Below are 13,450 nucleotides of genomic sequence, written 5' to 3' on the forward strand. Positions count from 1 at the left end.
GCCCGCCCCTCGCCCTCATGCCCGGCTTCATTGAAGCCGGGCATCTGCTTGATGAGGTGGCCGGGCGGGGGGGGGGGACCCGCGGGACGAGCCCGCGAGTGACGCGAAGCGGGGCGGCCCGCCAAGACGTGCCCGCTTGAGGCACGCCCGGCCGGAGCCGGGCTGGGGGCTCAGCCGCGCGCCGTGAGCGGCACGTAATCCCGCTGCGGGGCGCCGGTATAGATCTGGCGCGGCCGGCCGATGCGGTTGGTCGGGTCTTCCACCATCTCCTGCCATTGGCTGATCCATCCGGCGGTGCGGGCAACCGCGAAGAGCACGGTGAACATCGAGGTCGGGATGCCCATCGCCTTGAGGATGATGCCCGAATAGAAATCGACGTTCGGATAAAGCTTGCGCTCCACGAAGTAGGAATCGGTGGTGGCGATATGCTCCAGCTCCATCGCGAGGTCGAGCAGCGGCTCATCCTTGATGCCAAGCTCGTCCAGCACTTCGTGGCAGGTCTGCTGCATGATCTTCGCGCGCGGATCGTAGTTGCGATAGACGCGATGGCCGAAGCCCATCAGCCGGATATGGCTGGTCTTGTCTTTCACTTTCGCGATGAAATCGGGGATATTGTCCTTGTGCCCGATTTCGGTGAGCATCTTCAGCACCGCCTCATTGGCGCCGCCATGCGCCGGGCCCCAGAGCGAGGCGATGCCGGCGGCGATGCAGGCGAAGGGATTGGCGCCGGTGGAGCCCGCGAGGCGCACGGTGCTGGTCGAGGCATTCTGCTCGTGATCGGCATGGAGGATGAAGATGCGGTCCATGGCGCGGGCCAGGATCGGGTTCACCTTATACTCTTCCGCCGGCACCGCGTTCATCATGTAGAGGAAGTTCGCCGCGTAGCTGAGATCGTTGCGCGGATAGATGAAGGGCTGGCCGATCGAATACTTGTGGGCCCATGCCGCGATCGTCGGCAGCTTGGCGATCAGGCGGAAGGCGCTGATGGTGCGATGTTCCGGGTTCGTAATATCAAGGCTGTCGTGATAGAAGGCGGACATCGCGCCCACCACGCCGCACAGCACCGCCATCGGGTGCGCGTCGCGGCGGAAGCCGTCGAAAAAGCGGCGCAGCTGCTCATGCACCATGGTATGATGCGTGACACCCTTGTGAAACTCCTCCATCTCCGCCGCCGTCGGCAATTCGCCATGCAGCAGGAGATAGGCGACTTCGAGGAAGGTGCTCTGCTCGGCCAGCTGGGCGATCGGGTAGCCGCGATGCAGCAGGATGCCTTCGTCGCCGTCGATATAGGTGATCTTGGAGGCGCAGGCGGCGGTTCCGCCATAGCCGGGGTCGAAGGTGAAAACGCCGAGATCGGCATAGAGCTTGCGGATATCGGCAACCGCCGGGCCAAGCGTGCCGTGTATCAGCGGCAGGGTCGTGCTCTTTTCCGCGCCAAGCGAGACCGTCACTGCTTCCTTGGATGCTTCGCTCATTCCGCCGCCCTTCATGCCTTAGGTTTCGCGCATGATCCCCAGCTTCCGCCGCCTTAGGCTCGCCGGCCGACCTTTCCCGCCTTGATAGGCCGGGCCCGCAATCCTGGCAATCTTCGCGGATGCAGCATTGGCTTGCCCCAGGCGGCGGGGCGGCGGCTTAAAAAGGATAGGCTTCGAGCAGCCGCGCCCAGCTCTCGTACACCGCATCGCGGCCGCCCCGCGTGCGGCTGAGGCCGTAGCCATGTACGAGGCCGATCGCCTCGGCGGCCAGCACCTGCTCGCCCACCGGGCTGTGCGGCGCGGGGCGCAGGCTGGCCGCCAGCTCATCGGCGACCGCCCCGTCATTGAGCTTGCCCATGATCTCCTGCGCCTCCGTCAGCTGCTCGATGAGCCGCCGCGCCGCCTTGGGCGGCAGGGCATCCTGGAAGATCTCCACCTGATAGCGGAGCTTCTTGCACTTGATGCGCACGGCATGCAGCGCGGGGAGGGACATCGCCATCAGCTCGCGCACCGGATGGACGGTCTTTTTCCACCGCTTCTTGACGCAGTGGCGCGCGAAGTCGCCGAGGCGGGTCTCGTCGCGCGTCGCGGCGCGGGCGGGTGGGGCGGCAAGCGCGATAGCGCCGCCCATCGCCGCTTCCATCGTCAGCGGTTCGGCGACCGGCTCTGGTGCCAGCAGATGCCGCCACTCCGCGCCATGGCAGAGCCCGACGAGGCGCCACAGCAGATCCCGATAGGCGGGCTCCGCCTGATAGGCGATGAGCGCGGCATAGGCGCTTTCGCGATGGCCCAGGGCAGCCTCGCGCAGCCATTCCACCGCGCCGTCCTCGGCCGGCCGGTCAGCCGCGATCACGGCGACCGTCTCGGAGAGGAACACGTCCCAATCCCGCGCCGGGCCGAGCACTGCCTTGAGCGCCGCCAGCATCGGCTTCAGCACCGCTTCCGCCTCCTCCAGAATAGGGCGGAAGCCGAGCATCAAGGCGCGGATGCGCCGCATGGTGACGCGCGCCTGATGCACCGCCTCCGGCCCGTCGCGGTCGGCGATCTGGCCGAGGCGGGTGAGGAAGGTGGTGACGAAGCCGGAGGCGACGATGGCGAGCGCCTCTTCGGTGTGCATCTCCGGCGTCAGCACCGGGGGAGAGACCTTGATCTTGGCGCCGCGCAGGGCAAGCACGCTCTGCGGCAAGGTGCGGAGCGCGGGCAGTAGCGGCAGTTCGGCCGCGAGCCGCCGCGCCCAGGCCAGCGCCGCGGGGGCGGAGCCCTCGATCTCCAGGCGGAGCAGGGCGCGCGGCGGGGCGGCCGCATCGCCCCCCGGCTCCAGCGCCCGCAACTCACCACGCAGCAGGCGGATGACGACCGGGCCGCTCTCGTCGCTCACGGCCAGGCGGAGGAGCGTGCCGTCGAACCGGCCGATCGCATGCAGCGGGCCAGGCAGCGCCTCGCCCATCGCCTCTTCGAGCCCCGCCGGATGGATCGCCTCGGCCAGGCGCGGCGGCAGGGTTGCCGGCCGGCGCGGCCAGCCGATGCCGAGCCGGTCGAGGCTCCAGCGGCCGGCGGTTTCGCACAAGGCGAGATCCCTTTGGGCGAGTTGCAGATCGGGCGTGTCGTGCCAGGTCAGCGAGACCTTGCGGCCGCGTGCCGGCCGCCGCCGCGTGCCGAGCAGGGCCGGATGCGCGGCAAGCTTCGCCTGCAGCGCCACCGGGGCGGATAAAGAAAGCGTGATGCCGGGTGGCAGGCCGGGGTCGGAAAGCATCATAAGGATGATGTGGTTTGCAGGTCCGAAGGCGTTAGAAAGCGGATGAGGCGGCTGCCTTCGGGCAGGCTCTGCCAGGATCCGGCGACCGAGAATTCCGCGAGCCCCGCCGTCGGGAAGCCGCGGGCGAGGCGCTGGCTGCCAGCCTGGCCGAGGGCGGCGGCATGGGCGCCGAGGAGCATCATGGCGAGGTCATGGAGGCCGGGATTGTGAGCGATGACGAGAACGCTGCCCGTGGTCGGCGGCAGTTCGCCCAGCACCTCCAGGATCTGGCCCGGGCTTGCGAGATAGAGTTCCGTCAGCCGGCGGATTTCCGGCTCCGCCGGCAGCGGTTCCAGCCGCTCCAGCGTCTCGCGGGTGCGCCGGGCGGAGGAGACGAGCACCAGATCCGGCTTGAGGTCGAGTCGCTGAAAGGCGAGCCGCATGGCCTCGGCCGCGGCCTGCCCCTCGCCATCCAAGGGGCGATCGTGATCGTTGAGGGAGGGGTCATCCCAGCTCGATTTGGCATGGCGCAGGAGGAGAAGCTGACGCATGGGCCGATCCTGGCACGAAACCGTGCCGCTGTCGCCAGCCTCCGGCGGGGTCACACGAGGCGAAGCGCCGAATTTTCGGCCAAAGCCGCGCGTGCCGTGCCCAGCCCCCCCGCCTTCGCCCCCCGATCAGCCTGAGGGAGACCGCTATGCCGTATGCACCCTGCTCTTGCACCCGTCAGACGTTCGCGCCCCCGAGCGGCGGTCCCGCCCTCCCGGCACGCGGAGGCCGGGGATGAGGCATGGGCGTGCAGTTGCTTCTCCGTCCTGCTGCGGCCGTCGCTCCCTGCTCGGCCTCGGCGGTGGCGCCGCCGCCCTCTGGGTGCTCCGCGGCCAGCCGGGCTTCGCGCAAGTCATCCCGGCCGACCGGCGGCTCGCCTTCGATCTCATGCGGAACGGCAGCAAGATCGGGGAGGAGACCGTCACCTTCCATCAGGCAGGGGATGATCTGACGGTCACGGTCGAGGCATCGATCAGGGTGCGCATGGCCTTCGTCACCCTCTACCACCTTGAGCATCATGAGACGGAAAGCTGGTCGGGCGGCCGGCTGCTCAGCTTCGCCGCCACCACGCTCAAGAACGGCCGCAACTTCTTCGCCCAGGGCTGGCGGGTTCATGAGGATTTCATGGTGCGCGGCACGGCGGTGCCGGCGCCTTATGTGGCGCCGCCCGGCGCGCTGCCCACCTCGCAATGGAACCATGCGATGCTGCGTGGTCCGATGATCAACACGCAGGATGGCCGGCTGATGCGCCCGGTGGTGACGGATCTCGGCATCGCAGAGGTGAGCACGGCGGCCGGCACCACGATCCCCGCCCGCCACTACAACGCCCGCGGCGATCTGCATTTCGACACGTTTTTCACCCAGTCCTGGGAGTGGGTGGGCTTGTCTTTCCGGGCCAAGGACGGTTCCCTGGTGACCTACGAACTCACCTGAGAGGGCGCCGATGGGGCAGTTGAAGATCGCGATCGAGCAGGTGACGCCGTTTCGGCAGAACTGCGCGATCTTCTGGGATGATGAGACGCATCGCGGCGTCGTCATCGATCCGGGCGGCGATGTTCCCCGGCTTCTGGAGACGATCGGCGCCGTCGGCATCGCGATCGACCGCATTCTCATCACCCACGGCCATATCGATCATGCCGGGGGCGCGGCCGAGCTGCGCGATGCGCTCGCCGCCCGCCAGGGCGAAGCGGTGCCGATCTGGGGGCCGGATGAGCGGGACCGTTTTCTGCTGGAGGATCTACCCGCCGCCGGCCAGCGCTTCGGGCTCACCGGCGCGCGCGCCTTCCTGCCCGATCGCTGGCTCGCCGAAGGCGATGTGGTGCCGATCGGCGGCCATTCCTTCGAGGTTCTGCATGTTCCCGGCCATACGCCCGGCCATATCGTCTTCATCGATCGGCACAGCGGCTTCGGCATCTTCGGCGATACGCTGTTTCGCGGCTCCATCGGCCGCACCGATTTTCCCTATGGCGATGGCGAGGGGCTGCTGCGGGCGATCACTGCGAAGCTGATGGTTCTGGACGACCGCACCGTATTCCTCTGCGGCCATGGCGCGCGCTCGACGATCGGGGAGGAGAGGCGCAGCAATCCCTTCCTGGCCGCGCGTACATGAGCGGGGAGGCGGATCGCTGGCGGGATCGCGGTGTGCAGGTCGTGCCCGGCGACCGGCTCGATCCCCATACCGCGGCGACGCCGGGCATGGCGCGGGCAGCAGCGATCACCGCAGCGCGCAACGGCGCGGAGAAGCTCTGGGCCGGCACCGTCACCATCGCGCCGCATGCCAAGACCGGCGCGCATCATCATGGCGCGCTCGAAAGCGTCATCTACGTGCTGCGCGGCCGGGCGCGGATGCGCTGGGGGGAGCGGCTGGAATATGTCGCCGAGGCCGGGCCGGGCGATTTCATCTACGTGCCGCCCTTCGTGCCGCATCAGGAGATCAATGCCGGCACGGATGAGCCGCTGGAATGCGTTCTGGTGCGGAGCGGCGGGGAGGCGGTGGTCGTCAACCTCGATATCGAGCCGGTGGAAAAGCCCGAGCAGGTCGCCTGGATCGACCCGATCCACCGCTAGGGAACGGCTCCCCTGATCGGGCCATCCGCCATTCTCCCCCCGCGCCGTCCCCGGGCTCCTTTCCGTAACCTTGGCAATAGCTTGCAGAACTGACACGATACCCCTCCGGTCACGGGGGTGTTCCGGCACTGCGCTTTAATCGCCAGAAACTGGGGGATGGATGTCCGATATTCGCAATGCGCGCCATGTGGTGCTGGCCGCCTATCTCGGCTGGACGCTGGACGCCTTCGACTTTTTCATCATGATTTTCGTCTTCGACGATGTCGCCAAGACCTTCGGCGTCGGGCTGACGACGGCGAGCCTCGCCATCACCCTCACCCTGCTGATGCGCGCCTTCGGCGCCCTCATCTTCGGCCGGCTGGCAGACCGCTACGGCCGCCGGCCGATCATGATGTTCAATATCCTCGCCTTTTCGGTGCTTGAACTGCTCTCGGGCCTCGCGCCGACGCTGCTCGCCTTCATGGTCCTGCGCGCGCTGTTCGGCATCGCGATGGGGGGTGAATGGGGCGTCGGCTCCTCGCTCACCATGGAGAGCATTCCGGCGCGCTGGCGCGGCTGGGTTTCGGGCCTGCTGCAGGCGGGCTATCCCTCGGGCTATCTGCTGGCGACCCTCGCCTACGGCATCTTCATGCCCTGGATCACCTGGCGCGGCATGTTCATCATCGGCGCGCTCCCGGCGCTGCTCGTCATCTACATTCGCCGCAACGTGCCCGAGAGCCCGGATTGGCATGCGCGGCAGGTGGCTGGCCCGCGGCCGCCGCTCATGGAGGTGCTGCGCCGCCATGCCGGCCTCACCCTCTATGCCGTCATCCTCATGGCCGCCTTCAACTTCTTCAGCCACGGCACGCAGGACATCTACCCCAAGGCCTTCCTCAAGGTGCAGCACGGCTTCAGCCACGGCACCATCACCGCGATCGCCCTGGTCTATAATATCGGCGCCATCCTCGGCGGCCTCACCTTCGGCTCGCTCTCGCAGAAGATCGGCCGGCGCTGGGCGATCGTCATCGCCGCGGTGCTGGCGCTGCCGGTCATTCCGCTCTGGGCCTTTTCCAACTCCCCCTGGCTCATCGGGCTCGGCGCCTTCCTGATGCAGTTCATGGTGCAGGGCGCCTGGGGCGTCATTCCGGCGCATCTCAACGAGCTCTCGCCCGGGGATATCCGCGCGACCTTCCCGGGCTTCGTCTATCAGTTGGGGAACTTCCTCGCCTCCTATAACGCGACGCTGCAAACCAGGATCGGCGCCGCCAACGGCCATAACTACAGCTGGGCGCTGGCCGGGGTTGCCGGCACCGTCGCCGTCATCATCGCGGTGCTGACGGCTTTCGGGGTGGAGCGCAGCGAGGTGCGCATGGGCCGCGAGGCGAGCTGAGCAGGGCGGCGGCGCGCGCCTCAGGCTTCCGCCCCCCGTTCAGGCGGGCAGGATGATGTCGATACAGGTGGCGGCCGCACCCTCGGCGAGGGCGATGCGGCCGCCATGCGCCTCGATGATGTCGCGCGCCATGACCAGGCCGAAGCTCGTGCTGCCATGGCGATAGCCGCCGCCGCAGAGGGTGAAGGCGCTCGCCCGGCGGTCCGCCCGGAAGGCATGGCCGTCATCGCTGAGGCGGACGCGCAGGCTACGGCTCTCCCGCGCCGCTTCCGCTTCCACCTGCTTCGCCTGGGCGAGGCCGGCCGCTTCGATGAGGTGGCGAAACGCCGCCGCAAGCGCTGCCTCATCGGCCATCGCCACCATCCCCGCCGCCACCCGGTTGGCGATCAGCAGCTGCGGAAAGCGCGCGCGCAGCGCCTGGTGCGCGCCGTCGATCAGCGGGGCGAGCGCGATGCGGGAGAGGGCGAGCCGCGGCGCCGCTTCGCTCGCGAAGGCCGCGGCACTGCCGAGCAGCGCCTGCCCCTGATCGAGCGCCTGGACGATCATGCGGGCGGAGCGGCTCACTCCCGGATCCTCCGAGGTCGCCAGCCGCTCGGCGAGCATCAGCGCTGAACTCAGCGTGTTGCGCAGATCGTGATGCAGTTTCGCCTGGCCTATGCCCGCCTCGATCAGCCGGCGGAGGCGGAAGGCATCGCCGCCCAGCGCTGCGTGCAGCCGCCGGGCCTCATCGAAAAAGCCGCGGTCCTCGGGCGGCGGACCGTCAGCCTGGGCATGCTGTGTCATGGCGGCAAGCATATCGAAGCGGCGCCGGGAAGCGAGGGGGCGGGGGAGCCGGGGCGCGGGCCGCCTGTACAATTCCTCGGGAAGCCGAGGTGCCGGCGCTCGGGGCAGAGGCCCGCGTGGCGCCTCAGCCCCGCCGGCCAGGGTTCCGTGCCCCGCTGGGCTGGCAGCGGATGACGCGCATTGACGCGGGCCGCCCCGCAATCCTATACCGCGCGACTTGCCGGATCCCCTCCCAGGAGGCGCATCCGCTTGATGCTGTTGCAATGGATCATGACGGATCGCGAGGCCGGGCCCCCGGGGTGCCCGGGCGCGGCCGAAGCCGAAGAGACTGGAGAGTATCGTGAAGCGCACCTACCAACCCTCGAAGATCGTTCGCAAGCGGCGGCATGGCTTCCGCGCCCGTATGGAAACGGTGGGCGGTCGCAAGGTGCTGGCCAACCGCCGCGCCAAGGGCCGGAAGCGCCTCTCCGCCTGATTTCCATCCTCCCGGGAATGGTGATGCGGTGGCGACGACCGGCATGAGCCAGCCGCCACGCCTCAAGCGCCGGGCGGAATTTCTGGCGGTGGCCGGCAAGGGCGCCAAGGCGCCGATGCCGGGCCTTGTCCTGCAATTGCTACGGCGGGGCGATGATGCGCCGCTGCGCGTGGGCTTCACCGTCACCAAGAAGATCGGCAACGCCGTCACCCGCAACCGCGCCAAGCGCCGCTTGCGGGAGGCTGTCCGCCTCGGCCTCGATGCCGCGGCCTTTCGCGGCTGCGATATCGTCGTCATCGGACGGGACCGGACGGTCGCGCGGCCATTCCCCGACCTGCTGGAGGATCTCCGCCGCGCCGCCGAGAAGGCTGCCCGCGCTGCCGCAAGCGCCACCGCCGCGGGGGCCGCGGCATGAATGACATGCTGGCGACACTGCTCCGCGCGCTCTTGATCGGCCTCGTGCGGGGCTGGCAAATCCTCCTCCGCCCGGTGCTTGGCGCCAATTGCCGCTTCGAGCCGAGTTGTAGTGACTATGCGCTGCAGGCGATTCGGGAGTATGGGGCTGTGCGCGGCGGCTGGATGGCGTTCCGGCGCATCCTCCGCTGCAACCCTTGGCATCCGGGGGGGTATGACCCCGTGCCGGGCCAGGGGGCCTGCGGCCATCGCCACGACGATGGCCAAGACCATGGCTTGCCGCGAGCCTTATCGCCGGGAAAAGTTGAGGATCAAGTCGGCTGATGGATCAGAAGCGCCTCTTCATCGCGATCGTCGTATCGCTCGCGATTCTGCTCGGCTTCCAGTTCCTGGTGGAGCCGCATCTGCCGCATCCGAAGCCGAGCGTGCCGCCGATCACGGCGAACGAGAAGCCCGGCACCGCGGGCGGCGCCGAGACGGGCGCGAAGCTCGGCCTCACCGCGCATGGGGCGAGCGCCAATGCCGGCGCGCCGGCGGCCGGGCCCTCGCCCACGGTCGCCATCAAGGCCCCCTCGGTCGATGGCAGCATCAGCCTGCGCGGCGCGCTGCTCGATAACCTCGTGCTGACCGACTATCACGAGACGGTCGATCCCAAATCGCCGCTGGTGCGGCTCTTGGAGCCGACGACCGGCCCCAAGCCCTACTATATCCAGTACGGCTGGGCGGCCGATCCGGGCACCACCATCGGCGGCCAGCCGGTCAACCTGCCGAATTCCGATACGCTCTGGACGCCCTCCGCCCAGACGCTTTCCCCCGGCCATCCGCTGACCCTGACCTGGCAGAACGGCCAGGGCCTGACCTTCTCCATCACCTATGCGATCGATGATCACTACATGTTCTCGGTCGATCAGCAGGTCGCCAATCACGGCAGCGGCCAGGTCGCGCTCTATCCCTGGTCCCGCATCCGGCGGGATTACATGCCGCCCACCTCGGGCTATTACCTGCTCTTCGAGGGTCCGGTCGGGGTTTTCCGCAATACGCTGCACGAGATCGGCTACAAGGGCGTGCAGAAGAACGGCGCGCGCCATGACGGCGTCGGCTATACCGAGACGAGCGACGGCGGCTGGCTGGGCTTTACCGACAAATACTGGCTGACGGCGCTGATCCCCGACCAGCATGACGCGATGACCGGCTCCGTCCGCGCCATCAACGTCAACGGCACGGATGGCTTCCAGACCGATTTCATCGCGAGCCACGCCGAGCGTCTGGCTCCGGGCGGCACCATCTCCACCACCAGCCGCACCTTCACCGGCGCCAAGGTCGTGAAGCTGCTCGATCATTACCAGAGCGTCTATCACATCCCGAGCTTCGACAAGGCGGTCGATTTCGGCATGTTCTACTTCCTGACCAAGCCGATCTTCTACGCGCTCGACTATCTGAACACGGTGCTCGGCAATTTCGGCCTCGCCATCATGGTCTTCACCGTCTTCGTGAAGCTCCTGTTCTTCCCGCTGGCCAACAAATCCTACAAATCCATGAGCAAGATGAAGCTCATGGCGCCGAAGATCCAGGAGATGCGCGCCCGCTACAAGGACGATCCGGCGAAGCAGCAGCAGGAGATGATGGCGCTCTACCGGGCGGAGAAGGTAAACCCCGCCTCCGGCTGCCTGCCCATGGTCATCCAGATCCCGGTCTTCTTCTGCCTCTACAAGGTCATCTTCGTGACGATCGAGATGCGGCACGCGCCCTTCTTCGGCTGGATTCACGATCTCTCGGCGACGGACCCGACCAATATCTTCACGCTCTTCGGTCTCATCCCCTGGGATCCGATGGCGATCGCGCCCTTCCTGCATCTCGGCGCCTGGCCCATTATCATGGGCTGCACCATGTTCCTGCAGCAGAAGCTGAACCCGCCGCCGCCGGACCCGGCGCAGGCGCGGCTCTTTCAGCTCATGCCCATCCTCTTCACCTTTATGCTGGCGCATTTCCCGGCCGGCCTGGTGATCTATTGGAGCTGGAACAACCTGCTCTCGGTCGCCCAGCAGTGGTTCATCATGCGCCGCACCCGGCTCGATCGGCCGCGCATGTTGCGGGCCGAGCGCAAGAACGCCAAGGCCTGAGGGAAGGCGCCGATGGCCGCGCGCGAGGAGATGCCGGGGGCGGAGGATCTCCGCCTCGATCCGGCGCCGGCCGGCCCTGAGGAGATCGAGGCGGCGCGGGTCTTCTTCGCCGCGCCCTGCCGCTTCTTCTTCGCCGCCCAAAGCCTCGATCAGCTGCCGCCGCCGCGGGGCCTCGAACTCGCCTTCGCCGGCCGCTCGAATGTCGGCAAATCCTCCTTCATCAATGCGCTGACCGGGCAGAGTGCGCTCGCCCGCGCCTCCAATACGCCCGGGCGCACCCGCCAGCTCAACTTCTTCGAGCTTGGGGCCGAGCGGCTCATCCTCGTCGATATGCCCGGCTACGGCTATGCCCAGGCGGAGAAGAAGGTGAAGGAGGATTGGCAGGGGCTGATGTTCACCTATCTGCGCGCGCGGCCGAACCTCCGCCGCGTCGCGCTCCTCATGGACGGCCGGGTCGAGGTCAAGGAGAGCGACCGGGCGGTGATGGATCTGCTCGACAAGGCGGCCGTCACCTTCCAACTGGTCATGACCAAGGCCGATGGGCTGAAGCCCCCCGCACTCGCCGCCAAGCAGGCGGAGCTGACGGCACTTGCCCGCTCCCATGCCGCCGGCTTCCCGCAGGTTCTGGTGACGAGCGCGCGCACCGGGCTCGGCATCGCCGAGGCGCGGGCCGCTTTCGCGGCTCTGGCGTCGGAGGCGGGGGCAGGTTAAGCCTCTCGCCGCTTCGGCGGGCGGCCGGCCGCCGATTCGCCGGCGCGATGCTGCGTGCAAGGGAGGATGAGGGGATGAGTCTGGCTTCCGAACGCTATCGGGCTGCCGCCGAGCAGGCAGCGACCGTCGCCCGCGCGCTGCCCTATCTCCGCCGCTATGCCGGGGCCACCATCGTCGTGAAATACGGCGGCCACGCCATGGGGGATGAGATGCTGGCCGAAGGCTTCGGGCGCGATATCGCGGCGCTGAAGCAGGTCGGGATCAATCCCGTCGTCGTGCATGGCGGCGGCCCGCAGATCAATACCATGCTCAAGCGCCTCGCCATCCAATCGACCTTCGTGGAGGGCCTGCGGGTCACCGATGCGGCGATGGTCGAGGTGGTGGAAATGGTGCTCGCCGGCTCCGTCAACAAGCACGTCACCTCGCTCATCACCCGCGCCGGCGCGCTCGCCGTCGGCATCTGCGGCAAGGATGGCGGCCTCATTCGCGCTCGCAAGCTCACCCGCACCATCCGCGATCCCGGCAGCAATATCGAGCGCGCGCTCGATCTCGGCTTCGTCGGTGAGCCGGAGAGCATCGATATCCGCGTCCTGCATGCCTTGACGGGCGCCGGCCTCATCCCCGTCATCGCGCCTGTCGGCATCGGCGCGGATGGGCAGACCTACAATATCAATGCTGATACCGCGGCGAGCGCGATCGCCGCCGCCCTGCATGCGCATCGCCTGCTGATGCTGACCGATGTGCCGGGCGTGCTGGACGAGGAGAAGGAACTCATCCCCGAGCTTACCGTGGAGCAGGTGGAGGCCGGCATCGCCAGCGGCATGATTTCGGGCGGGATGATCCCGAAGGTGGAGAACTGCATCGCCGCCGTGCGCGGCGGGGTCAAGGGCGCCACCATCCTCGATGGCCGGGTGGAACACGCTTGCTTGCTGGAGCTCTTCACGGAGGGCGGCGTCGGCACCATGATTCTGGGCTGAGCCAGCGGGCTCGGGTCCGATCTGCGATAGGGAGTGAGGATGCGGTCTTTTCGCCGGGCTGCGGTGGCTATGGGGCTGGCGGCCGCCCTTCTAATGGGGGCGGCTTCCGCCTGGGCCGAGCATTCGATGGTGGGTTTCCCCGGCATCGGCCCGGTGAAGATCCGCACGATCAAGGCGATCGGCGCGCTGCCTTCCGTCGCCCTCGCCACGGCCGATGGCCGGGTGCTGCTCAACGCCACGGTAGGCGATACCCGCTCGCAATATTTCCGCATCTCGCGCGGGCCGAACGGAACCCTCAACCCGACCGTGCATTATGCGGTGCTGCCCGGGCCGGATGCCTCGTCGCGCGCGGTGCTGGCCGTCGCGGCAGCGATGGGCGGGTCGGATTGCACCTACGAGGCGATCGTCTTCGGCTCGGAGCACGGCAAGCTCAGCCTCTGGACGCCGAAGACCCTCGAAACCCAGGCCGAGGGCGGCATGTATGTCGGCGAGCTCGGCGGCCATCATGGCTATGGGCTGGCGGTGTGGAACTTCATCTGGGGGGACGAGCCGCATATCGCGCCGCATCGCTATCGCGTCTGGCTCTATCACCTCAAACGGGGGACGATGAAGTTCGTGCCGGCGGGCGTCTTCACCACCCGGCGCAGCTATAGCAGCGATACCGCCGCGCTGCATGAGCTGGGGCTCGTTTTTCCCAACCAGATCAAGACGATGCCGGAGCTTTCCTGCTGATCGGGCGGGCTTCCCCGCGCGGGCTTGAGATCATGACGAGGAT

General features: G+C 67.9%; 15 protein-coding genes. 11 read left to right on the forward strand and 4 right to left on the reverse strand.

Annotation, left to right across the window (positions count from 1 at the left end; genetic code table 11):
• Positions 1 to 170: 170 nt before the first annotated feature.
• The 3 genes from gltA to ACYQ7X_RS06445 form a co-directional block, all read right to left on the reverse strand.
• Positions 171 to 1,475: a citrate synthase gene (gene gltA, locus ACYQ7X_RS06435; RefSeq protein WP_459696085.1), complete on the reverse strand. Its 1,305-nt coding sequence runs from the start codon at positions 1,473 to 1,475 to the stop codon at positions 171 to 173.
• 157 nt (positions 1,476 to 1,632) lie between these two features.
• Positions 1,633 to 3,231, reverse strand: coding sequence for a CYTH and CHAD domain-containing protein (locus ACYQ7X_RS06440; protein WP_459696086.1), 1,599 nt, complete (start codon positions 3,229 to 3,231; stop codon positions 1,633 to 1,635).
• Positions 3,228 to 3,761, reverse strand: coding sequence for a SixA phosphatase family protein (locus tag ACYQ7X_RS06445; protein WP_459696087.1), 534 nt, complete (start codon positions 3,759 to 3,761; stop codon positions 3,228 to 3,230). Before ACYQ7X_RS06445 ends, ACYQ7X_RS06440 begins: the two co-directional genes overlap by 4 nt.
• Before the next feature lie 232 nt (positions 3,762 to 3,993).
• Here ACYQ7X_RS06445 and ACYQ7X_RS06450 point away from each other — a divergent pair, with 232 nt between their 5' ends.
• The 4 genes from ACYQ7X_RS06450 to ACYQ7X_RS06465 all read left to right on the forward strand — a co-directional run bounded on the left by ACYQ7X_RS06450 (position 3,994) and on the right by ACYQ7X_RS06465 (position 7,195).
• Positions 3,994 to 4,692 (forward strand): DUF6134 family protein, encoded by a 699-nt coding sequence (locus tag ACYQ7X_RS06450; RefSeq protein ID WP_459696088.1) that lies wholly within the window; start codon positions 3,994 to 3,996, stop codon positions 4,690 to 4,692.
• 10 nt (positions 4,693 to 4,702) lie between these two features.
• On the forward strand, positions 4,703 to 5,368 hold the full coding sequence (locus tag ACYQ7X_RS06455; RefSeq protein WP_459696089.1) for an MBL fold metallo-hydrolase: 666 nt from the start codon (positions 4,703 to 4,705) through the stop codon (positions 5,366 to 5,368).
• Positions 5,365 to 5,826: a cupin domain-containing protein gene (locus ACYQ7X_RS06460; RefSeq protein ID WP_459696091.1), complete on the forward strand. Its 462-nt coding sequence runs from the start codon at positions 5,365 to 5,367 to the stop codon at positions 5,824 to 5,826. Before ACYQ7X_RS06455 ends, ACYQ7X_RS06460 begins: the two co-directional genes overlap by 4 nt.
• A gap of 160 nt (positions 5,827 to 5,986) precedes the next feature.
• Positions 5,987 to 7,195, forward strand: coding sequence for an MFS transporter (locus tag ACYQ7X_RS06465; RefSeq protein WP_459696093.1), 1,209 nt, complete (start codon positions 5,987 to 5,989; stop codon positions 7,193 to 7,195).
• Positions 7,196 to 7,234: 39 nt separating this feature from the next.
• On the opposite strand, the gene ACYQ7X_RS06470 is transcribed toward ACYQ7X_RS06465, so the two are convergent.
• A complete protein-coding gene (locus ACYQ7X_RS06470) occupies positions 7,235 to 7,978 on the reverse strand; it encodes an ATP-binding protein (protein WP_459696094.1) in 744 nt (247 codons plus the stop codon).
• Between the two features lie 340 nt (positions 7,979 to 8,318).
• Here ACYQ7X_RS06470 and rpmH point away from each other — a divergent pair, with 340 nt between their 5' ends.
• The 7 genes from rpmH (at position 8,319) to ACYQ7X_RS06505 (ending at position 13,407) form a co-directional block, all read left to right on the forward strand.
• Positions 8,319 to 8,453: a 50S ribosomal protein L34 gene (rpmH, locus tag ACYQ7X_RS06475; protein ID WP_459677055.1), complete on the forward strand. Its 135-nt coding sequence runs from the start codon at positions 8,319 to 8,321 to the stop codon at positions 8,451 to 8,453.
• A gap of 43 nt (positions 8,454 to 8,496) precedes the next feature.
• Complete coding sequence (gene rnpA, locus ACYQ7X_RS06480; protein ID WP_459696399.1) at positions 8,497 to 8,868, forward strand: ribonuclease P protein component; 372 nt, start codon at positions 8,497 to 8,499, stop codon at positions 8,866 to 8,868.
• 5 nt (positions 8,869 to 8,873) lie between these two features.
• Positions 8,874 to 9,191: a membrane protein insertion efficiency factor YidD gene (gene yidD / locus ACYQ7X_RS06485; protein ID WP_459696400.1), complete on the forward strand. Its 318-nt coding sequence runs from the start codon at positions 8,874 to 8,876 to the stop codon at positions 9,189 to 9,191.
• Entirely contained in the window at positions 9,191 to 10,987 is a 1,797-nt protein-coding gene (yidC, locus tag ACYQ7X_RS06490) for a membrane protein insertase YidC (protein ID WP_459696095.1), read from the forward strand. The genes yidD and yidC overlap by 1 nt, the downstream gene beginning before the upstream one ends.
• Before the next feature lie 30 nt (positions 10,988 to 11,017).
• On the forward strand, positions 11,018 to 11,698 hold the full coding sequence (gene yihA, locus ACYQ7X_RS06495; RefSeq protein WP_459696401.1) for a ribosome biogenesis GTP-binding protein YihA/YsxC: 681 nt from the start codon (positions 11,018 to 11,020) through the stop codon (positions 11,696 to 11,698).
• A gap of 74 nt (positions 11,699 to 11,772) precedes the next feature.
• Complete coding sequence (gene argB, locus ACYQ7X_RS06500) at positions 11,773 to 12,675, forward strand: acetylglutamate kinase (RefSeq protein ID WP_459696096.1); 903 nt, start codon at positions 11,773 to 11,775, stop codon at positions 12,673 to 12,675.
• 39 nt (positions 12,676 to 12,714) lie between these two features.
• Entirely contained in the window at positions 12,715 to 13,407 is a 693-nt protein-coding gene (locus tag ACYQ7X_RS06505; RefSeq protein WP_459696097.1) for a hypothetical protein, read from the forward strand.
• Positions 13,408 to 13,450: the final 43 nt, after the last annotated feature.

Source organism: Acidisoma sp. C75, assembly GCF_054665095.1.